This is a genomic window from Acidicapsa ligni, from assembly GCF_025685655.1.
In the GTDB taxonomy this organism is placed as follows: Bacteria; Acidobacteriota; Terriglobia; order Terriglobales; family Acidobacteriaceae; genus Acidicapsa; species Acidicapsa ligni.
The window spans coordinates 621895-642073 of record NZ_JAGSYG010000002.1 but is presented as its reverse complement, the minus strand read 5'-3'; the positions used below and the strand labels follow the sequence as shown (position 1 = coordinate 642073).

The window sequence follows — 20179 nt, the reverse complement described above, 5'->3', positions numbered from 1 at the left end:
TGGACATTACTATTATGTCAATAGATGCCGGGAATCAGCCTGCGAGTTCGCTTGCTGTATTCGGTATATTCCTGGCCAAAGTGCTCGCGCAACGCAATCTCTTCCACATGAATCCGATAGAGAAGCGCAGCCGTCGTGGGAACCACCACAATAAAAAACGCGATCCAGTTACGCGTGTGCAGACCCACGGCCACAAAACAAAAGAGCAGGCCAGTGTAGGAGGGATGACGCATCCAGCGATAAAGCCCCGTCGTGCGAACTCTCTGCGAAGAACGGATCGCCACATTCGCGCTGAAAGCCTTGCCCAGCATGATTACCGCTGTCCAACGCAGAACAAGCGCGGCAATCAGCACCACCACAGAGGCCAGCTTGAGCCAGTACAGCATCTGCTCCGAGCCCAATCCGAAAGGAACATTCGGTCCGCTCGATTCCCTCATCCATGTGCCCACAGTGATCGATCCGGAGATCACCAGCCACAGCAGCAGCATCGTGCCGCGGTCATTCACCTTCCCGTCACGACGAAGCGTGCGAGTAGTCACAGCTATATAAATTTCCGACGCAAACCATCCGTAAAAAAAGATAGTCCAAAGCAGCGAGAGGGACATCCCTGTCAGATTCCTTCCTATGCGAATGCACAATCATCCCGTAGGAATGCTCCTCTCGATACTAGAGCATTTCTCCTATTACGATGCACCAGCCAGACTCGCGAAGTGTGGCTTTTTTTTGATGAAAAGCCACACAATCAGACGCTGCGCGAATATACCGATACGAGAAATGCTCCAGTCTTTACCCACGATAAATCTACTTTTATTTAGCAGGTTGCAGTTGAAGAACCCAGGCATAACTACCCGGCAAAGCTGCGGGCAATTCCACCTGTAAGTCAGTTCCCTTCTGAATCCACTTAACCTGTTCGCTCGCACCAAGCAAGGCAATCGCCGAACCGGGAGCAGCCGTTACGTTATGCAACAGCACTGTCGAAGACGCAGGCTTGCCAAGCAGAGTCGCATACAGATGACCGTCCTTCTGCGTAAAGCGTAGTTCGACTTCCTTGCCCTGTGCATCGACCTGGTTCGTCGTGCCATTGGCGCGAGTCCACGGATGCGTCCCATAGATCGCATCCCCATTCTGCTTGAGCCATGCGCCCAACGCGCGGAGCCGTATCTGCTGAATCTCCGGAATCGTGCCGTCCGCCTGCGGACCCACATCCAGTAGCAGATTGCCGTTCTTGCTGACGATGTCCACGAGCAGATCGATCACCGCTTCAGAAGACATGGTCTGCGCATCGCCTTCCGCACGGTTCCATCCAAACGAAAGCCCAACGCCACGGCACTCTTCCCATTTCTTCTCGCTGATGTGATCCAGTTTTGAATACTCCGGCGATGAAAAATCATAGTGCTGAATACCGAAACGATCGTCGACAACGCCATCCGGAACAGCGTTGTAGTAATCCGCCTCGACCTTCATCGCATTCCCGGATTTGGGCCAATTGATGTCATTCCATAACACCGCTGGATGATAGCGCTCAATCAGCTCTTCAACCTGCGCGTCTGCATACTTGCCATAAGCATTACTCTCTGGCTGCACAGCCTCGTAGTCATTGTTAGTTTGAATAGGCCCACGATCAAAGGTCCAGTCATAGCCACCCGAGTAATACAGCCCCATCTTCAGGCCCGTCTTCTGAACAGCTTCCGTAAGCTCGCCGACGATATCCCGCGAAGCCTGCAGATGATCCTGGTTGGGATTGGGAATCTTGCTCGGCCACAGCGTAAAACCCTCATGATGCTTTGAGGTCAGCACAACATACTTAGCTCCCGCATCGCGGAAGATAGCCGCCATCGTATCTGGATTCCACTTCTTGACTTCTTTGTTGAAGATAGGCGCGAAGTTATAGTAGTTATAGTCCGCTCCATAATGTTCCTTGTGATACTTCTCCGTCGGCGAACCAGGATTACGCATCGAGTTGTAATACCACTCCGCATACGGAGTGCTGCCTACCCCATCAGCAGGATGCTCCGGATCCTGAAGCGGCGCCCAGGCCGGAACCGAATACAGTCCCCAATGTATGAAGATGCCCAGCTTCGCATCGTCATACCACTTCGGCAGCGGATGCGTATTGAGCGAAGCGATCGTCGGTTCATAATGCTTCTGAGCAGGTGCCTGCGCCAGCGCAGGAATCCCGGCGATAAGACAGAGTGAGAGAACACTTCCAAAATACGAGCGACGAACAAACATGGTTGCCTTTCCACAAAGAGACTACAGAGGATTCCGACCGACTGAAGCAGTGTACACAACCACCCTCATCCTGCGTCACATCCACATCGCACAAACAAAAACCCCGCTCCGGGATCACCGGAACGGGGTTGATATAAGCGCTTAAATTTATCGCGTTAGTTTTCAGACAACAGACTAGGCTCTTCCGGAGCGCGCAGCCTGACCAGCCGATCGATCGTATAAGGGGCGCGATGATTGTTCGTGTGATAGTGGCGCACCTGTAACTCGCCCAGCAGACCAATTGCGAGCATCTGGATTCCAGCCACAATCAACACCGCAGCCACCACAAACAGCGGACCATGCTCGTCCATCACATTCTGGTGCGGATGGATAAGCTTGGCGATCCCCAAGAAGACCGACAGAATCATTCCAGCCACAATGCCCAGCGATCCAAAACCGCCAAAAAAGTGCAGCGGACGGCTCATGTGCTTGAGCAGAAAACGAATCGTCAATAGATCGAAGAAGACGCGGAAGGTGCGGCCAATGCCGTAGTGGCTCTTGCCGCGCTCGCGGTTCACATTCTTGATCGGAATCTCGCAGATCGAAGCGCCATACCAGGCAGCCAGCGCCGGAATGAACCGATGCATCTCGCCGTACAGCGGAATGTTGTGAATAATCTCGCGCCGGTACGCCTTGTAGGTCGTGCCAAAATCGTGGATGTCCACTTCCGAAAGCTTCGCCATCAACCAGTTTGCGCAACGCGAAGGAATGCGACGCATGACAAAGTTGTCAATCCGCTCCTTGCGCCAGCCCGATACGACGTCGTAACCCTCTTCGAGCTTCTCGATAAACGCAGGAATCTCGTTGGGATCATGCTGCAAATCGCCATCCATAGCGATAATGAAATCGCCGTTGGCATTGTCGAACCCAGCGGCCAGCGCCGAAGTCTGACCGAAATTGCGGCGCAGTTTGACCACCAGCACCCGGCTGTCAACCGCTGCAATCTCTTCCAGCAGCTTGTATGTGCGATCGCTCGAGCCATCGTCAACTAAAATCAGCTCAAAACTGTCTCCAACCTGTTCCATTACGGATTTCAGTCGGGCATAAAGTACGGTTACGTTCTCTTCTTCGTTATGGAAGGGAACCACTATGGAATACTTCGGCATATGTCTATTATAGATGCGCAGCAAATGAAAAAGGCGTCAAAAGGAACTCGTTCCGATAACATAATTACCAATTGGTTACTGACATAATGCTGTCAGCAGGGGTGGCGCAAGATGGTTTTCAAGCGTGACATCTCACGCAAGGAGAACAAGATGACAAAGGAACGCCGTCCCGACACCATGGTTTGGTTTGAACTGCCAGTGAGCGACCTGAATCGCGCGACTAATTTTTACGAGGCCGCCTTCGCTACCAAACTCCGCACCGACGACCGTTTCCCCGGACTCGCCATCTTCCCGCGATCAGAAGAAACGGCAACCACCGGCGCTCTCATCAGCGGCAGAAATCCATCCGCAGCCAATGCTGGAGATGACTCTGTCGGCGCCATCGTCTATCTGAACTGCGACGGTCAACTGGATGCCGTTCTCCGGCGCGCCCAACAGGCTGGAGCTGAGCTTCTGCAGGAAGTAGCGCAACTACCCGGCGGCATGGGCTGGATTGCCCAGTTCCGCGATCTGGACGGCAATCGCATCGGCCTCCACGCAAACTTTTAACCCGTAACCAGTCCGGCAGCAAAAATGCCGGTTCCGCTGTAAGATTTCGTTCAACATGCGCCGAGCCGACCGACTCTTTCGAATCGTCCAATTTCTGCGTGCGGGGCGGCTGCAAACCGCGCGCAGCCTCGCGCAAAAACTACAAGTCTCCGACCGCACCATTTATCGCGATGTGCAGGACCTGCAACTCTCCGGCGTGCCGATCCTTGGCGAGGCCGGCGTCGGCTATACCCTGCGGCGCGATTACGACTTACCTCCACTTATGTTCGATGGCAGAGAAATCACGGCGCTCGTACTCGGCAGCCGCATGGTCATGGCCTGGGGCGATGCGGAGCTGGCCTCCGCGGCCAACGACGCGTTACGCAAGATTGAGGCCGTGCTTACGCCTGCGCTTCGCGACAGAATCGATGCAGTGCGGCTCTATGCGCCTGCATTCACGTCCAGAGATCCCAACCAGGCCGCGAATCAGCTCTCCACTCGCGACGTACTGGAACAATTACGCGGCGCAATCGAACAACACCAGATCGTCGCTGCAATCTATGGCAATGCCGAAGAGAAAGTCACCGAACGTCGTCTGCGCCCCATGGCGCTTCTCTTCTGGGGCAACGTGTGGACGCTCGTTGCATGGTGCGAACTTCGTTCCGATTTTCGCAGCTTCCGCGCCGACCGCTTTCGATCTCTGCAGGTGCTTCCAGAAACCTTCACCCCGGAACATGGCCAGAGCTACGAAGATTTCCTCGCACGCATGAAACGTGACATGAGCCAGAATCCATCCATATAGAACTTACAGCGTGCGTGAGAAACGTAGCATTTGCTCGTAATCAACATACAAACAGGGCAACCTATTCGGCTGCCCTGTTTGTTGTCCTGCATTGCAATCTTCAACGCTGAGGGCTTATCTCCAGCGCCCATCATGGAAAACATAACGGCCACGCCGACGTTCCCAGCGAGGAGCAATCCAGCGGGCTCCGCGACGTGGCGGACGATCCCAGCGGCCCGGCGTCCAAACATAACGCCTGCCATCCCAACGCTGATAACCACCGATCCAGATATACCCAACGCCGGGTGGGCGTCCACGTCGTTCATAAACCGGAGCAGGCGGCCTGATCTGGACAACAACCTGCGCGATAGAAGCGACAGGTGCAAGCGAAATTGCAAGCAGCAACGCGAGAATATATTTCTTCACGAAAGTTATCCCTCCTGTGTAAATCCGTCGACAGACTGAAGTAGTACAAGCGGCATTCTACAACCGGAACCATTCCTTGGAGGAGAGAAATTACGGTGAACCGATTACAGTCGCGAATGCAACGCGGAGGGCAAACAGATCCGAGCAAACAGACCCAAACGGACACAAAATGAAAGGATGGAACAGAAGCTGCGAGGCTCCTGTTCCATCCTTTCTGTTTCATCCAATCTGTTTCATCTTAAATTTGGGGGAGGGCTAAGCCGAAACAACGGAGAACTTATCTCCAGTGCCCTTCATGAAAGACATAACCATCGTGGCGATGTTCCCAGCGATGATCAACCCAATGCGCACCAGGATGTGGTGGACGATCCCAACGCCCTGCCGTCCATACATACCGGTTACCATCCCAACGATGATATCCGCCAATCCAGACATATCCAGCGCCAGGTGCGGGTCCACGTCGTTCATAGACTGGAGCAGGCGGTCCAATGTGGACCACGACCTGGGCAAAAGAAGCCGCAGGTGCGAGAGAGATTGCAAGTAGCAAAGCTAAAACATATTTCTTCACGAGAGTTATTCTCCTGTTGTGAATTATCGACAAACCGCTGATCTTAACCAGCGGCTGTTCTACAACTAAGAACGTCAATCCACAGCAATAAGTTGCGGTCTGACAGTCACAAATAAGTTCACATTGTGAGGAGCTAAACTTTAGTTAGAGAGTTTCCACCAGGACTCTTGCTGCCTGCTCACATGCAACATGATCTACATCATGATGTGTCACGAGACGAACCGCACGTGGCCCCACTTGGCTGATGAGCACTCCCTTTGCCTTGAGGCTTGCAATCACTTCGACTGGCTTGCGCGTTTTAAGTTCAAAGATAACGATGTTCGTCTGCACGGATTCGAGATCGATCTCAACCTCAGGCAGTTGAGCAATCGCGCTTGCAAGCATACGCGCATTGGCATGATCTTCATGCAATCGTGCAGGCATCTTGTTCAATGCGATCAGTCCCGCCGCAGCAAGAATTCCTGCCTGACGCATGCCTCCGCCGAGAGCCTTGCGATAGACACGCGCTTCGTCGATCGCATCCCTGCTGCCAACCAGCATAGATCCCACCGGAGCGCAGAGCCCCTTCGACAGACAGAACATCACTGTATCGAAACCGCGTGTAAGTGTCTTGACGTCTACATTGAGCGCAGTCGCGGCATTGAAGACACGCGCGCCATCCAGATGCACAGGCAGATTGCGCTTCTTCGCTTCATGCCATATCTCTTCAAGCTCAGGCAGAGGCGTGCATACGCCGCCTGCCATGTTGTGTGTGTTCTCTATCTCAATCAGCGCGGTAGCTGAGCGAAAGGTGCTTCGTGTATAGACGAAAGGCGCAAGCAACTCCCAACTGAGAATGCCACGTGGAGCAACAACCGTACGAATCTGAGCGCCGGAAAACGCAGCAGCCATGCCCATTTCCCAATCGAGAATGTGGGCACGCGACTCACACAGAATCTCCTGCCCTGGCCGCGTATGCAGACGAATCGCAACCTGATTTCCCATCGTACCTGTAGGCACAAACAGTCCGGCCTCACGACCAAACACTTCGGCGGCACGCGCTTCGAGGAGATTGACGGTAGGGTCCTCGCCATACACATCATCTCCGACTTCAGCGGAGGCCATGGCGGCACGCATCTCTGTGGTGGGCTTGGTAAGTGTATCGCTGCGCAGATCGATTACTGTATGGTCAGGCGAAGATGCGATTGAAGGCACAATTATTCTCCGGTGTTCAAGCTTGAGTCTATTTGTTATGAATTCAGAGCAACGCTCAGACCAAGAAACTCTGCGAAAACGTCATTTGAAATCAGGCGACCGCGATCCGTCAGGCGCACTGTTTTGTTCTCTATGGTAAGCAAACCATCTTCAGCCAGACGGCGGGCAACATCTATCGCTGGCTCTACCGCTTCCACGCCAAACTCCTTGTGCAGCGCGGCTAAATTCACTCCAGCGTTTCGTCGCAGGCCGAGAAACCATGCCTCTTCCAATTGCTGATGCGGACCTAGCCAGGATGTTTCATGTGCCGTATCGCTGGCGCTTGAATTGAGATATTCAGAGAGGTCATCCGTAGTTGTTCCACGTAGAACATTCCCATCATCGGAGCACAACATGGACGAGGCATCGAGCCCTAGTCCCAGGTATGGCCGGCGTTGCCAGTAGCGTAGATTATGAATCGACTCTTTGTCTGGCGTGGAAAAGTTAGAGATTTCGTACTGTTGCAATCCGGCTTTGGCGAAGGTGGTCAAAGCCTCTTCATACATCGTCGCGATGGTGTCATCACTGGGGACCAATCCAGCGCTGTAGCGTGCTCCGCCCGAGATGAGTTCGCGGCCAAGCCGTGACTCTTCATCAATCTCAAGCATGTAGACGCTGGCGTGTGGAGTCGCCGCTTCGAGCAGAACCTGCAGCGATTCGCGCCACGAAACGAGGGTCTGTTCGGCGAGACCTGCGAGCAGATCGAGGTTGAGATTCGTAATCCCAGCAGCGCGCAGGCGGGTCAGATCTTTGAACACATCGTCGCGGGTGTGAAGGCGGCCGCTGAGTTGCGCTTCGCGATCGTTGAACGATTGCACGCCCAGCGAAACGCGATTCACTCCGGCAGACGTCATGGCTTCAAGAGTGGCGTCGGGGAGTTGGCCAGGGGCGCATTCGATGGTGATTTCTGCGTCGGGGGTTACATCAAAACGGTCGCGGATGGCGGCGAAGATCCGGGTGAACAATTCCGGGGCTAAAAGAACGGGTGTTCCACCGCCGAAGTAAATCGTGTCGACGGTACGCGGCAGTTCAGCCTGCATGGATTTTGCCCATTCCGGGGCAGCGACTAGGTCTTCGATCAGGCGGGCGACGTAGCGAGTGTGTTCGCTGGCGGGGTACACGCCGGAAGCGAAGTTGCAGTAGGTACATTTGGCGCGACAGAAGGGGATAGAGAAGTAGAGGCCGAGCGCGTTTTCGGAGAATTCCGCCATTCTGTTTATTTTCTCATTTTGAGGAGCTTTGGGATGGCATACTGGGCTGGTTCCCCACGTGTGCATATAGATTCAATGGAGAAAACGCCATGTTTCCTACGGCTCCACAGCTCAATGCTTATCTCGGAATTCTGTGCTCCGTGGTGATTTTGCCTACGGTTGCGGCCACATATTACCAATCGTTCAAAGCCCGGCAGGAGGCAAAAGAGGCGCGACAGGGGCTGCTGCACAGCAAAAATTGCCTGGAATTTGTGGTGGAGGATGGGCGATGCATCAATTTCATTCCGCTGGAGACGCTGCATACTTTGCCCAAGCCGGGGGATATCGTCCTGTTGCCGGGAGACGGGATTGGTGGGGATAGCCGGTTTATTCCGGGGGCTTATCGGATTGAGCGGATTGAACATATTTATACGCCGGCGGAGATCAAGCGCAGGCAACCGCGCGAGGCCCGGCTGACGAAGGCGGTGGCGCTGGTGACATCAGTCAATTGAGTCTGGAGCTGGCTGTGGAGCATTTCTGTAGAGCAATGCGATGTTCCTGCGATGTTCCATGGAATGTTCTACGTAGAACAATTTGGGCCGGTTTTGGTTGCGGGGAATGTCAAGCGGATTTGGTGGATGCCGTTTTGCTTTCAAGGCTTGCGTTTGCGTGGGATTTGGGGTGGATGTGCCTCGTTTTTGAGTTGCAGATTTAGCAGTGCAGGATTGCTATATTCGACCTCTATGACGACTCCGATGACTTCCTCCAGGACTACTTCGAAAGCTGGACGGCCGCGTGGCAATGAGGCTGAATTTGAAGCGGCGCTCAGGGCGCTGAGGCCGGAGTTTGCCTTGCGGAACCAGATGATCGAGGCGCGGCTTCGGCGGGGCTGGACGCAAAGACAGCTTGCGCAAAGGATGGGTACGACGCAGTCGGCGATTGCGCGGCTGGAGAATGGGCGAAGTTCGCCGACGGTCAAGACGCTGGAAAAGATGGCAGCGGCTACCGGGAGCCGGTTGGTGATGCGGCTGGATTAAAAAAGCCCAGTTCGATTGCTAGGGCCGTTGTTTTTCTGTGGCGAAATATAGAGCTACGCCGGTAAGCAGGGCCAGGAGAGCGATTCCGGGGATGACTGTGGTTAAGCTGCCGCTGTCGAAGCTGAGCGATGAAAAGTTGAAGACTCTGCTTATATCGAAATGCTGGGAAAAGCTGGAGAACGATCTGGCCCATTGCTGACTGTGGTCCGCCAGCGTCTCCAGCAGGAGAGAGAAGGCGGCGATGCAGATTACCAGTGCAAAGATCTGGGCGCCGAGCAATGGCCGGTTGATTGCCGCCTCGGCGGCGTTACGACGACGAAGCTGGGCTCTCCACCAGAGAATGCCGGGTGGGGGGAGTTTCGCTTCGCTTAAAGTGATTGCTTTTGCGGCCTGGAATGCATTGGTAACGACGACAAGATCGCCGCATGTGCGGCAGGTTTTGGCATGGGCCTGAAGTTCGGGGGATGAGGCATGCGGCCAGTGACCGGCCTCAAGCTGGACTTTGATTTCAGGCGTAAATTTGCAGGCACTGAGGGTCATGGCAGTTTCCTATCCTGCATGGTTGGCCGATGTGGGGTTCGCAGCAAAGCGGCTATCTTTCTCCTGGCCCGGAAGAGCAGAAGCCGGACACTCGCGGAGGCGAGGCCTGTGACTTCTGCTATTTCTTTATGAGAATACCCCTCAGCATGTGCCAGCCAGAGGATTTGGCGTTCTCGGGGGCGCATCTGGGCCATAGCTGGATCGAGGATCGCCTGCGATTCATTGTGACCGGCGTTGCAGGTTGCAGAGAAGAACTCTTCGGGAACATCTTCAATGGACAGGTTACGAGGACTCTTCCAGTGATCGCGCAGGAGATTGGTGGCGATGCGAAAGAGGTAGCGACGGCTGGCAACTTCTCCATCTTGCTGCCTGGGCCGATTCAGGGCGCACAGGAAGCGGACAAAACTCTCCTGCATCAGATCGTCGGCCAATGCTCGATCGCCGGAGACCCTGGCGATGTAGGCCCACAGAGGGCGTGCGGAACGGGCGTAGAAGCAGGCGAAATCTTCGTTATCCATGAACGCTGCCTGGCCAGCTGTCTCTGGCGGGGTAACGGGCAGCGCGTGCCTGGCTTCTCCCTCCAGATCTCCCCCGGCAAGGAGAATCTGGATGGAGAGTGTGCTCGTGATTTGGAAGGGCCAACGCATGTCTTGATGCTTCTTTCCTGGTGCGGGCGGTCACGGGATCCACGGTCGGATCTACTGATGGTCGCGTGGATCAGACGAGGGGAATCCGTTGCGAATCGCCGGGGCTTTGGAGTCGGAGAAGAGGCCCAGACGACTGGCAAGCAGCCAGGTTACTCCTGCGGAGATGATAAATCCGAGCCCAGGCATGAGAACTATGGTTCCGAGCACCATCAGGGGAATTCTCAGCTCGACGTGAGCGTTGCGGACGAAGAGTATTCCGACACCGAGAAGCGAGAGCACGATTCCGATCTGGAGAGGATTAAGGATGCGGGATACGGCGCCTGAAACTCTCTGATCCTGTTCAAAATCAACGGGAAGCGGCGCAGCTTCGAGGAAGCGCTTGCCGGCGTCCGTGCCCATGTAAACGAGGAGGTCCTGGCTGTCGCTGAATTTGTCGATGAGCTTATTGTGAACATCCATCTGAAGCTTGAAGATGCGGGACCAGCGACGGTTCTGGAGAATCTGGCGGATGAGCCACATCAATGCTCCGGCGACACCGATGAAGACGAAGAAGGGACCAATTTCGTCGATCAGGGACTCGATGAGCCGACGCTCGTGGGGCGGCTGGTTCATTTGCGGCCAGACGGCGCGTTCGAGGGCTTGTTCGGGTTGGCCGTCGTTGTCTTTGAGATGGGTGAAGAGATAGAAATCGGGATTGCGGGTGATTTCGGGGTGGTTCGCGAGAAACTCACCAAGCTGGGGGTTGTTGTGAGTGACGTAATCCTGATTTGCGAGCAGGGATGGGTCACGGGCAACAACGGTGGTGAGGGTCGGACTGAGGCTGAGTAATCGAATGAGTTCTGCCTGGTTGTAGGCGATATCTTTGTCGGTTACAGGTGAGACGTGGGTTTGGCTGGGCGTTTCGGCGCTTACGCGGATCGGGGCGAGTGAGCCGAGGATGCCTGCCAGCAGAATCGCGGGAAGCAGGATCGGAGAAACTTTCAGGTTCTGGGGTGGCATTCGATTTCCCTTGCGTGCTTGGATTTGTTTTCTCTGCCTATATAACTGCTGGGGGATGGGTTGGTTAACAGTGAGTGTTTTTTTCTGGGGCTGATTTCTTTTGGGATTGGAGATGGGAGGGCGAGGGCAGAAGCAGATTCCCTTCGGGAATGACAGACAGAACGGCAACGGCAACTGCAAGTACAACTGCAACTACAACGGCAACGGCAAGGGCAAAAGCTTGGGCTTGGGCTTGTGGGATTTGGGTCTTCGTTGCGTCCCGTTACAATGGAGGAGAAGCTATTCCCTGATTCGACAAACTAATTACTCCTTATGGCAGACGAGAATAAGGCACCGAAAAAATCCGAAGATGAGATCAGTGGCAAGGCCTATGATGGGCAGCTTATGCTGCGGCTTTCGCGGTATTTGAAGCCTTACAAGTGGCAGTCTACGGTTTCGGTGATTGCGGTCATCCTCAAGGCGGCCTGCGATGTTGTTGGGCCTTACCTGGTCAAGGTGGGGCTGGACCGGTATCTGACTTCGGATTCTTCGCTGAGCACGGGGGCTTTGAGCACGAACTGGCTGGGGCGGCAGTTGAGTGCCGATCCTTTTACCGGGCTGGGGCAGTTGGCAGGAATGTACCTCGCGGCACTGCTGCTGGCTTATGGATTTGAGTTTACGCAGACATACCTGATGCAGTGGACGGGGCAGAAGGTGATGTTTGACCTGCGGCGCGAGATTTTTCGCCACATGCAGCGGATGCACATCGGGTTCTTTGATAAACATGCCGTCGGGCGGCTGGTGACGCGGCTTACTTCTGACGTGGACGCGATTAACGAGATGTTCACAGCGGGTGTGTTGTCGATGATCGATGACATATTCGCACTGACGATCATGGTCGTCGTGATGCTGGTGATGAACTGGTGGCTGGCGCTGTTGACCTTTGCGGTGCTGCCGCTGATTGTGATTGTGACTCACCTGTTTCGCAAGACGGTACGAGAGAGCTACAGACGGGTGCGGACGGCGATTGCGCGCATCAACTCGTTTACGCAGGAGCATGTGAGCGGGATGAGCGTGGTGCAGCTATTCAACCGCGAGGAGCGCGCTTACCAGGACTTTGAGGCGGTGAATTCGCAGCACATGATCGCCTTTAAGGACACGGTGTTTGCGTATGCGCTGTACTATCCCGCGGTCGAGATTTTGTCGTCGATTGCGATTGCGCTGATTATCTGGCGGGGTGGGTTTGCGACGTTGCATGGCGCGGTGACGATTGGCGTGATGTCGGCGTTCATTCAGTATTCGCAGCGGTTCTTTCGGCCTATCCAGGATTTGAGCGAGAAGTTCAATATTCTGCAGGCGGCGATGACGGCCTGCGAGCGGATCTTCAAACTTCTGGACACGCCGACGGAGATTGTTTCGCCTGTTGGGGCGAAGGTGGGCGATGGCAGCAACCGGATCGAGTTCAAAAATGTCTGGTTTACTTACCAGGATTTGACGCATGAGCAGCGGGCTGCGGTGGCTGGGGGGAACGCCGAGGTATTGGCGGCTTTGCCGGATGTCGAGTGGATTTTGAAGGATGTTTCGTTTGTGGTTGAGCCGGGCGAGACGGTGGCGATTGTAGGGCATACGGGCGCGGGAAAGACTACGTTGACGGGCCTGATGATGCGGTTTTATGACGTGACGCATGGCGCGATTTTTCTTGACGGCGTAGACCTGCGAGAGATGGAGCTGGAGGCGCTGCGGAAGCATTTTGCGGTTGTGCTGCAGGATCCTTTCCTGTTTACGGGGACGATTGCGGAGAATATCCGGCTGGGAGCGGATGCCATTACGGAAGAGCGAATGGTGGCTGCGGCGCGGGATGTGAATGTGCTGGAGTTTGTCGAGAGCCTGGCGAAGGGATTCGATGAGCCGGTGCTGGAGCGTGGGAGTTCTCTGTCGACGGGACAGAAGCAACTGATCAATTTTGCGCGGGCGCTGGCGTATGATCCGCGGATTTTGATCCTGGATGAAGCTACTTCGAGCGTGGATACGGAGACGGAGCAGAAGATTCGACTGGCCCTGGAGCGGATGGTTGCGGGACGGACTTCGGTGCTGATTGCGCATCGTTTATCCACGGTGCAACGGGCGGATGTGATTCTGGTGATGCATAAGGGGCAGTTGCGGGAGATGGGTTCGCATCAGCAGTTGCTGGGTAAGCGGGGGATCTATTGGAAGCTGTACCAGTTGCAATATAAGGACCAGGAGCCGGGGGCGGCTGTTGCGGCGGGCGGGAGTCTTGCGCCTGAGTTGGCTTCGGGGTTGGCGGCTGGGGATTAGGGATAAGCGGATTCTCTTGGGGAATTGCAGATAGAAGGGCAGGGGCAACTGCAAGGGCAGAAGCTAGGACAGAAGCAGATTCCCTTCGGGAATGACAGCTAGAAAAGCAAGGGCAAAAGCAAGGACAACTGCAACGGCAAAAGCAACTGCAACTGCTACTGCTACTGCTAGGGCTGGGCTGGGGCTGAGCCCGTAAGCTGGAGTGGATGACGGCTAAGACTCTTACAATTTTTCTTTCTGCGGGTGAGGCTAGTGGGGAGCACTACGGTGTTTTGCTGCTGGAGGAGTTGCGTTCGCGCTGTCCTGGTGCTCGTTTTATGGGCATGGGTGGGGAGCGGATGGAGGCGCTGGGGTTTGAGCGCGTGGTGCGTTCGGAAGACGTGGCGGTGATGGGAATCACTGAGGTGATTCGTCATATGCCGCGGATTTATGGGGAATATCTCAAGCTCAAGCGGGCGGTGCAGGAACGACGGCCGGATGTGGCGGTGCTGATTGATTTTCCGGATGTGAATTTGCGGCTGGCTGAGGAGTTCAAGCGGCTGGGGATTCCGGTGATCTTTTTTGTGAGTCCGCAACTGTGGGCATGGAAGAAGGGACGCATCAAACGGGTACAGAGGTTTGTGGACCGGATGCTGGTGATCTTTCCGTTTGAGGAGCCGTTTTATCGCGAGCGCGGAGTGGCGGCAGATTATGTGGGGCATCCGCTGGCGGATTTGGGGCTGCCTTCGATTTCGCGTGAGACGTTTGCGGCTGAGAATGACCTGAATTCTGCGAAGATGTGGGTCGGGTTGTTGCCGGGGAGCCGGGCGAAAGAGATTCGCCTGAATTTGCCGGAGATACTGCGAGGCGCTCGGCTTTTGCTGGAACGACTGCGGGATCTGGAGTTCGTATTGCCTTTGGCGTCTACGTTAACGCTGGAGCAGCGGGACAAGGCGCGGGAGATTCTGGCGATGGACGGTGCGGGGTTACCGGTGAAACTGGTTTCGGACGCCCGGGCGGCGTTGCATTTTTCCCGGGGGTCAATCGTGGCCAGCGGAACGGCGACGGTGGAAGCAGCGCTGATTGGGAATCCGTTTGTGGTGGTGTATCGGGTTTCACCGGTGACCTATGCGATTGCGAAACGGGTAGTTACTGTGCCGCATGTGGCCATGGTGAATCTTGTGGCGGACCGGCGCCTGGTGCCGGAATTGATCCAGGATGACTTTACGGGGGAGAGCATCGTCCAACATCTGCAGCCGCTTCTGGCTGACGGAAAACCACGTTCAGAGATGATGTTGGGCTTGAGGCAGGTGGCGGAAAGGTTTCATTCCGGGGCCGCGCAGGGTGAAACCGCGATTGCTACGGTAGCAAAAATTGTGGTGGAGACGTTAGGATTGGCTGCGGGATAAGTCCGAATTCCGCCCTGGCACGTACTGCGGAGGGTAGCGTTCCATCCGAAGTTTGGTTTGACCGTCATTTGACCGTCATTTGACTCTCATTTGACCGTCAGGAGAAAAACCAACAACTGCAGCCGGATTTGGCTTTAATCTTCAAGAGCGAGACAGATAACGACAGTTCCGTTAGAGAGATCAGGTTGAAGATGACTTCCCGAACTCAGAGACTCCGCAGATACTTCCCTTCCTTTTTGATGACTGTCGGCTTGCTGGTGCCTGGATTGCTGGTGCCTGGGTTTCTTATGCCGGGCTCGGCCGTAGCGCAGTCTGCTTCGGCATCGAGGCGGATGGTGATCCAAGGCTATGTGATTGACGCGGAGCTGGACACGACTGCTCATCATCTGACGGCCAAGGCAGTGGTGACATTTACTGCTCCGGAGACGGCGGACATGGTGACATTCGGCTTTCATCCGGCTCTGAAATTGACCAAGGTTACGGATGATACGGGCAAGCTGTTGACGGGAGAGCGGACGGCGGATGGCTCGATCCGGATTACGCCGCCGACTCCGTTTGTGAAGGGACAGGCTGTGCATTGGACCTTTGCATACGAGGGCGTAATCACGGGCGATGAGGATGGCCCGGTCGAGGGATTGAAGCTGGCTGCGATTCAGGAGCCGATCACGTACCTGCTGTATCCGGGGCGGTGGTTTCCTACCAACGGGTATCTGACGGACCGGTTTACGGCCGAGCTGCATATTCGCGTACCGCAAGGGATGCGGGTGCTGGCGAGTGGGAGCGAGGGCGGCGCCAGTGCTGTCACCCTGGCGAATGGCAAGCCGGGAGATCAATTCAATTTCAATTGGAAGAAACCGGGGTTTCCGGGGACGGTGATTGCGGGGCGATTTGTGGCCCCTGTCTCCCCGGGCGGCGCGGCTAATCTGCATGTGTATCTGACCGTGAACCATCAGCAGTTTCGCAATGATCTGGCGGAGACGGCGGCGAAGGAATTTGATTTTTTCACGAACACGTTTGGCTCGCCGGAGTCGGGGCGATTGAATGTGGTGGAGTTGCCGGATGATACGCTGCCTGCGGTGTGGGCTCCGGAGCTGGCGGCAATTCCGGGCTCGCGAGCGGGAGATCGATCGGGGATTCGGTTGCTGGCGAATACGATCGCGCATCAGTGGTGGGGCTCGGAGGTGAGTCCGCTGACGCTGAACGATGCGTGGATTACGAACGGCATGTCTCGCTATGGCGAGCTGATGTATATCGAGGATGAGAACGGCAAGACGGCGATGAAGACGGCGATTCAGGATGTATCCGCCGGGGCGCTGGCTTACGATACGACTCCGCTGTCGAGTGCGGGGAGGCTGAGTGCTTTTTCGCCGCAGTTTCAATCGATGACGCTGGAGAAGGGCGCGATGGTTTTTCACATGCTTCGCTGGGAAGTGGGCGATGCGATGTTCAAGAAAGTGCTGTCGGGAGCGTTGAGCGAGTATACGGACAGGGGTATTCGGTCGAGCGATTTTGAGAAGGTGGCCGAAGCACAGACGCAGCAGGAGTTGACTCCGTTTTTTGCGCAGTGGATTGATGGAACAGGCGCGCCTACATTTGTAAACAAGTACGCCGTTTATCGGCTGGGAAATAACAAGGGGTTTCGCACGATTGGCGAGGTGCAGCAGGATCTGGATCTTTTTCGCATGCCGGTGGAGTTACGCGTCGAGACGGACGGCAAGACGGAGATCAAGCGCGTCGATGTGGTGGGCTCGGACTCGCAGTTTGTAATTGATACATTTGGTAGGCCGCGGCATATCTCGATCGATCCGGATAACTGGCTGCTTAAGTCTACTCCTGACTTACAGGTGCGGGTATCTATTCTCAAGGGGCAGCAGTTAGTGGCTCAGGGCGATCTTACCGGAGCGCTTGCCGAGTTTCAAAAGGCGCTGGAGGCTAACTCGCAGAGTTCCCTGGCTAACTACAGGATAGGGGAAGTGTTATTTACACAGCATAACTACCAGGCGAGCGCGAATGCTTATCGCGATGCTCTGCGCGGCGATGGCGAACCGCGCTGGACTGAGGTTTGGAGCCACATTGCGCTGGGCAAGATATTCGATGTTACCGGGCAGCGCGACCGCGCGGTCAACGAGTATCGCCAGGCGGTACAGACGAATGACAATACGCAAGGGGCTTTGAACGAAGCCAGGTTATATCTACAGAAGGCTTATCAGAAGCCTGAGAGCGAGTAGTCGAGCTCGGTTTATTGCTCAGCTTAAGTCTATCTCTACCTAGGTTCATCCCTGGATTTGGATGGGCTTTTGGGTTTTGGGTTGGGGCATTTTTTTTTGAGAAGCAGATTCCCTTCGGGAATGACAGACAGAACTGCAAGGACAAGAGCAAGAACAACGGCAACTGCAAAAGCAAGGGCAACAGCAAAGGCAAAAGGTCAGGGCTTAGGGCTTGGGTTGGTTGCGGCGATACACTGGGATTCTTAGGGGATTGTGATTCTGATTGGTACGGACAATGCGCATGGACTGACCGGGGCGCTGGAGCAACCGGATTGGCCGCAACTGACTTTGGTTGAAGTGGATGCGCTGCTTAGGCGCTATCCGCAGGCAGGCGGAGCGGAACGATTGCTCTCGTTCAGCCCGCGGCCGTTTTCTGCTGCCAGTGTGGTGGCCGCTCCGCTGGGCACGGTGTTTGTGAAGCGGCATCCTTTGGCTATTCGCGATAGAAACGGGTTGCTGGAGGAGCATCGGCTGGCTGCGCATCTCGCGCGAGGCGGTGCGCTGGTGCCGCGCGTGCTGGCCAATGAACACGGTGAGACGGCCATCGTGGATGGCAAGTGGACATACGAGGTGCATTCGGTGGCTGAAGGCGTGGATGTGTATGAGAACGCGCTTTCATGGACTCCCTTTTTAAGCTGTGGACATGCGGCTGCGGCTGGGCGAGCGATGGCTCGAATGCATGAGGCGGCGGTTGGGTACGATGCTGTTGCGCGCAAGAAGCAGCAGTTAGTCAGCAGCTTTTCTATCTTTGCGGATGATGATCCTCCATCGCGCATGTCGGAGTATCTGCGTGTGCGGCCGCTGCTTGAGGAGTATGCGGTGCAGCGCAATTGGCGGGAGTCAATGGATGAGCTGCTGATGCCATTGCATGGGCGGCTTCGCCCATGGCTGCGGCATGTTGCGCCGCTTTGGACGCATAATGATTTTCATGCTTCGAATCTGATGTGGAGCAGTGCGGGCGAGGATGCGGAGGTAACGGGTATCCTTGATTTTGGGCTGGCGGATCGCACGAATGCTGTGCACGATCTGGCTACCGCGATTGAGCGAAACATTATTGAGTGGCTGCGCAAGGATGAGCCTGTCGCAGATCTTGCGCATCTGGATCATCTCGATAGTTTGCTTGCAGGGTATGAAGAGTTACGTGTGCTTAGTTATGAGGAAGCGCAGGCATTGGTTGCGATGTTACCGCTGGTGCATTGCGAGTTCGCACTATCGGAGACGGATTACTTTCTGAGTATTTTGCATTCGAAAGAGAAAGCTGCCCTGGCTTACGAAGGCTATTTTGTCGATCATGCGCGGTGGTTTGAGACTGCGTCGGGGCGAAGATTACTGGAGCATCTTGCGCTATGGGCATCCGAGCCGAGAACTCGTGGAGATGAGCGTTGATGGCACCTGCGTCCCATTTGATTTTGTGGCTGAATGAGCACTGGTTTGAGCTGCTGGCGGCTGTTGTGAGCGCGGTAGATGTATGGCTGGCTACACGGCGCAGTATGATTTCTTGGCCAATAACGATTGGCGCGAGCCTGCTGTATGGAGAGCAGTTTCGCGAGAGCAAGCTCTACTCCGACATGCTGCTGCAATGGATTTTTGTAGTGTTTGCTATCTATGGCTGGTGGCATTGGCAGCGCGGGTTGAATCGGGAAGGCGCAGTTCGCATAGAGACGCCGAAGAGAATGGCTCTGCTGCGCGATGTTGCGCTTGGTGCTGTGGCGAGTGTGCTGCTGGGGTATTGGATGAAGGAGCATACGGACGCTTCCCTGCCCTGGCTGGATTCAACACTGACGTCGTATAGCCTTGTGGGGACATGGTGGGGTACGCAAAAATACATCGTCAACTGGTGGCTATGGATTGTGCTGGACCTGATTTACGTGGCCGAATATCAGTACAAGCATCTGAGCCTGACTGCGGTACTGTACGCAGTTTTTGTCCTGCTGGCTTCGCTTGGAGTACGCGATTGGCGCAGGGCGCAGATGCAACAGGATGCGGCCAAGAGTGCTGGAGTTGAAGTCGCTTGAACAGTGTGCCAATGCAGGAAGCGCGGGTGCGCGTCGGAGTTTTTCCGGTGCATTTTGCCCGGACATTTTCATTGCAGCAACTGGGGCCTTACGATTCCACGGCGGAGTTAACGCAGGAGTCTTTTCGCAAGGCTTTTTATTATCGCGGCGAGGCGGCTGCCGTTGAGATTTGTCGTGATGGCGATTCGCTTGAGGTGATCGCTTATGGCGCCGATGCGGAGGCGCTTGCGGAAGAAACGGCAAGCGGGCTGCGGCAGGACGATCGTTATGCGACGTTTGCGACCGAGGATACGGGCATACTGCGGTTGCATACATTGTTGCCGGGGCTGCGATTGTTGCGGGTTCCGTGGCTGTATGACATGACGTGCTCGGCTATTCTGCAGCAAAGAATTCGCTTCGTGGATGCGATGCGGGAGTGGCGTCGCATCGTTGCTCGATTTGGCGATGAGGGACCACTGGGGCTGCGGGTATTTCCTTCAGCAGCAACGCTTACAACGGTGCCGATGTTTGAGTTACAGCAGCTGGGCATGGATGAACGGCGGGCGCGAACACTGCTGCGATTTGCTCGCGAGACGATGTTTGTTCCGCTTAGACATCCGATGAGCTTTGCGGGGATCCGGCAGTATTTATTGCGCATACCTGGTATCGGCCCGTGGACTACGGAGTCGGTAATGGGCTATGGAGCGGGAGATACGGATGCGGCGATTCCCGGTGATCTGCACCTGCCGCACCTAGTTTGTTATGCACTGGCGGGTGAAACCGAGGGTTCGGATGAGCGGATGCTGGAGTTGCTGGAGCCGTTTCGCGGACATCGGTTTCGGATTATTCGTTTGCTGTATGCTTCGCGGCTGGTGGTGCCCAGGGGATGATTTGCTGTGAAATACTTTG

20 protein-coding genes are annotated in these 20179 nt (G+C 55.4%); 10 read left to right on the top strand and 10 right to left on the bottom strand.

Going from position 1 to position 20179, the window contains the following annotated elements:
- Positions 1–17 precede the first annotated feature (17 nt).
- The 3 genes from OHL19_RS09010 to OHL19_RS09000 form a co-directional block, all read right to left on the bottom strand.
- The gene (locus OHL19_RS09010) at positions 18–605 is read right to left on the bottom strand and encodes a methyltransferase family protein (protein WP_263357322.1); all 588 of its coding nucleotides are present in this window, start codon (positions 603–605) and stop codon (positions 18–20) included.
- 202 nt (positions 606–807) lie between these two features.
- Positions 808–2232: an alpha-L-fucosidase gene (locus OHL19_RS09005; protein ID WP_263357321.1), complete on the bottom strand. Its 1425-nt coding sequence runs from the start codon at positions 2230–2232 to the stop codon at positions 808–810.
- Between the two features lie 155 nt (positions 2233–2387).
- Positions 2388–3377 carry a glycosyltransferase family 2 protein gene (locus OHL19_RS09000; protein ID WP_263357320.1) on the bottom strand — a complete coding sequence of 330 codons (990 nt, stop codon included), beginning with the start codon at positions 3375–3377 and terminating at the stop codon, positions 2388–2390.
- Positions 3378–3527: 150 nt separating this feature from the next.
- Between OHL19_RS09000 and OHL19_RS08995 the strand changes: the two genes are divergently transcribed.
- Together OHL19_RS08995 and OHL19_RS08990 are read left to right on the top strand one after the other, a co-directional pair.
- Positions 3528–3926, top strand: coding sequence for a VOC family protein (locus OHL19_RS08995; RefSeq protein ID WP_263357318.1), 399 nt, complete (start codon positions 3528–3530; stop codon positions 3924–3926).
- Positions 3927–3981: 55 nt separating this feature from the next.
- The gene (locus OHL19_RS08990) at positions 3982–4707 is read left to right on the top strand and encodes a helix-turn-helix transcriptional regulator (RefSeq protein ID WP_263357317.1); all 726 of its coding nucleotides are present in this window, start codon (positions 3982–3984) and stop codon (positions 4705–4707) included.
- A 114-nt stretch (positions 4708–4821) separates the two neighbouring features.
- On the opposite strand, the gene OHL19_RS08985 is transcribed toward OHL19_RS08990, so the two are convergent.
- From OHL19_RS08985 to hemW, 4 genes are all read right to left on the bottom strand, one after another.
- On the bottom strand, positions 4822–5112 hold the full coding sequence (locus OHL19_RS08985; RefSeq protein ID WP_263357316.1) for a hypothetical protein: 291 nt from the start codon (positions 5110–5112) through the stop codon (positions 4822–4824).
- A gap of 277 nt (positions 5113–5389) precedes the next feature.
- Complete coding sequence (locus tag OHL19_RS08980) at positions 5390–5611, bottom strand: hypothetical protein (protein ID WP_263357639.1); 222 nt, start codon at positions 5609–5611, stop codon at positions 5390–5392.
- Between the two features lie 213 nt (positions 5612–5824).
- Complete coding sequence (locus OHL19_RS08975) at positions 5825–6874, bottom strand: threonine aldolase family protein (RefSeq protein WP_263357315.1); 1050 nt, start codon at positions 6872–6874, stop codon at positions 5825–5827.
- Between the two features lie 35 nt (positions 6875–6909).
- A complete protein-coding gene (gene hemW / locus OHL19_RS08970; protein ID WP_263357314.1) occupies positions 6910–8124 on the bottom strand; it encodes a radical SAM family heme chaperone HemW in 1215 nt (404 codons plus the stop codon).
- An 89-nt stretch (positions 8125–8213) separates the two neighbouring features.
- Between hemW and OHL19_RS08965 the strand changes: the two genes are divergently transcribed.
- Positions 8214–8615 carry a hypothetical protein gene (locus OHL19_RS08965; RefSeq protein ID WP_263357313.1) on the top strand — a complete coding sequence of 134 codons (402 nt, stop codon included), beginning with the start codon at positions 8214–8216 and terminating at the stop codon, positions 8613–8615.
- A 243-nt stretch (positions 8616–8858) separates the two neighbouring features.
- Complete coding sequence (locus OHL19_RS08960; protein ID WP_263357312.1) at positions 8859–9140, top strand: helix-turn-helix domain-containing protein; 282 nt, start codon at positions 8859–8861, stop codon at positions 9138–9140.
- 18 nt (positions 9141–9158) lie between these two features.
- On the opposite strand, the gene OHL19_RS08955 is transcribed toward OHL19_RS08960, so the two are convergent.
- The 3 genes from OHL19_RS08955 to OHL19_RS08945 are packed head-to-tail and all read right to left on the bottom strand — an operon-like array spanning position 9159 to position 11326.
- Positions 9159–9680: a hypothetical protein gene (locus tag OHL19_RS08955; protein ID WP_263357310.1), complete on the bottom strand. Its 522-nt coding sequence runs from the start codon at positions 9678–9680 to the stop codon at positions 9159–9161.
- Complete coding sequence (locus OHL19_RS08950; RefSeq protein ID WP_263357309.1) at positions 9677–10327, bottom strand: RNA polymerase sigma factor; 651 nt, start codon at positions 10325–10327, stop codon at positions 9677–9679. The genes OHL19_RS08955 and OHL19_RS08950 overlap by 4 nt, the downstream gene beginning before the upstream one ends.
- Positions 10328–10378: 51 nt before the next feature.
- On the bottom strand, positions 10379–11326 hold the full coding sequence (locus tag OHL19_RS08945) for a hypothetical protein (protein ID WP_263357308.1): 948 nt from the start codon (positions 11324–11326) through the stop codon (positions 10379–10381).
- A 312-nt stretch (positions 11327–11638) separates the two neighbouring features.
- Between OHL19_RS08945 and OHL19_RS08940 the strand changes: the two genes are divergently transcribed.
- From OHL19_RS08940 to OHL19_RS08915, 6 genes are all read left to right on the top strand, one after another.
- Positions 11639–13621 carry an ABC transporter ATP-binding protein gene (locus OHL19_RS08940; RefSeq protein ID WP_263357307.1) on the top strand — a complete coding sequence of 661 codons (1983 nt, stop codon included), beginning with the start codon at positions 11639–11641 and terminating at the stop codon, positions 13619–13621.
- 206 nt (positions 13622–13827) lie between these two features.
- The gene (gene lpxB, locus OHL19_RS08935; protein WP_263357306.1) at positions 13828–15009 is read left to right on the top strand and encodes a lipid-A-disaccharide synthase; all 1182 of its coding nucleotides are present in this window, start codon (positions 13828–13830) and stop codon (positions 15007–15009) included.
- 191 nt (positions 15010–15200) lie between these two features.
- Positions 15201–17237, top strand: coding sequence for a M1 family aminopeptidase (locus tag OHL19_RS08930; protein ID WP_263357304.1), 2037 nt, complete (start codon positions 15201–15203; stop codon positions 17235–17237).
- A 252-nt stretch (positions 17238–17489) separates the two neighbouring features.
- The gene (locus OHL19_RS08925; protein ID WP_263357303.1) at positions 17490–18662 is read left to right on the top strand and encodes a phosphotransferase enzyme family protein; all 1173 of its coding nucleotides are present in this window, start codon (positions 17490–17492) and stop codon (positions 18660–18662) included.
- Positions 18662–19291, top strand: a complete 630-nt coding sequence (gene pnuC, locus OHL19_RS08920; RefSeq protein WP_263357302.1) for a nicotinamide riboside transporter PnuC — start codon at positions 18662–18664, stop codon at positions 19289–19291. Before OHL19_RS08925 ends, pnuC begins: the two co-directional genes overlap by 1 nt.
- 5 nt (positions 19292–19296) lie before the next feature.
- Complete coding sequence (locus OHL19_RS08915; protein WP_263357638.1) at positions 19297–20160, top strand: DNA-3-methyladenine glycosylase family protein; 864 nt, start codon at positions 19297–19299, stop codon at positions 20158–20160.
- Positions 20161–20179 lie beyond the last annotated feature (19 nt).

Coding starts and splice junctions, on each gene's coding strand:
- OHL19_RS09005 (WP_263357321.1), bottom strand. CDS start 2,232: ATGTTTGTTCGTCGCTCGTATTTTGGAAGTGTTCTCTCACTCTGTCTT.
- OHL19_RS08940 (WP_263357307.1), top strand. CDS start 11,639: ATGGCAGACGAGAATAAGGCACCGAAAAAATCCGAAGATGAGATCAGT.
- lpxB (WP_263357306.1), top strand. CDS start 13,828: ATGACGGCTAAGACTCTTACAATTTTTCTTTCTGCGGGTGAGGCTAGT.
- OHL19_RS08990 (WP_263357317.1), top strand. CDS start 3,982: ATGCGCCGAGCCGACCGACTCTTTCGAATCGTCCAATTTCTGCGTGCG.
- OHL19_RS09000 (WP_263357320.1), bottom strand. CDS start 3,377: ATGCCGAAGTATTCCATAGTGGTTCCCTTCCATAACGAAGAAGAGAAC.
- OHL19_RS09010 (WP_263357322.1), bottom strand. CDS start 605: ATGTCCCTCTCGCTGCTTTGGACTATCTTTTTTTACGGATGGTTTGCG.
- pnuC (WP_263357302.1), top strand. CDS start 18,662: ATGGCACCTGCGTCCCATTTGATTTTGTGGCTGAATGAGCACTGGTTT.
- OHL19_RS08965 (WP_263357313.1), top strand. CDS start 8,214: ATGTTTCCTACGGCTCCACAGCTCAATGCTTATCTCGGAATTCTGTGC.
- OHL19_RS08930 (WP_263357304.1), top strand. CDS start 15,201: ATGACTTCCCGAACTCAGAGACTCCGCAGATACTTCCCTTCCTTTTTG.
- OHL19_RS08960 (WP_263357312.1), top strand. CDS start 8,859: ATGACTTCCTCCAGGACTACTTCGAAAGCTGGACGGCCGCGTGGCAAT.
- OHL19_RS08950 (WP_263357309.1), bottom strand. CDS start 10,327: ATGCGTTGGCCCTTCCAAATCACGAGCACACTCTCCATCCAGATTCTC.
- OHL19_RS08945 (WP_263357308.1), bottom strand. CDS start 11,326: ATGCCACCCCAGAACCTGAAAGTTTCTCCGATCCTGCTTCCCGCGATT.
- OHL19_RS08995 (WP_263357318.1), top strand. CDS start 3,528: ATGACAAAGGAACGCCGTCCCGACACCATGGTTTGGTTTGAACTGCCA.
- hemW (WP_263357314.1), bottom strand. CDS start 8,124: ATGGCGGAATTCTCCGAAAACGCGCTCGGCCTCTACTTCTCTATCCCC.
- OHL19_RS08955 (WP_263357310.1), bottom strand. CDS start 9,680: ATGACCCTCAGTGCCTGCAAATTTACGCCTGAAATCAAAGTCCAGCTT.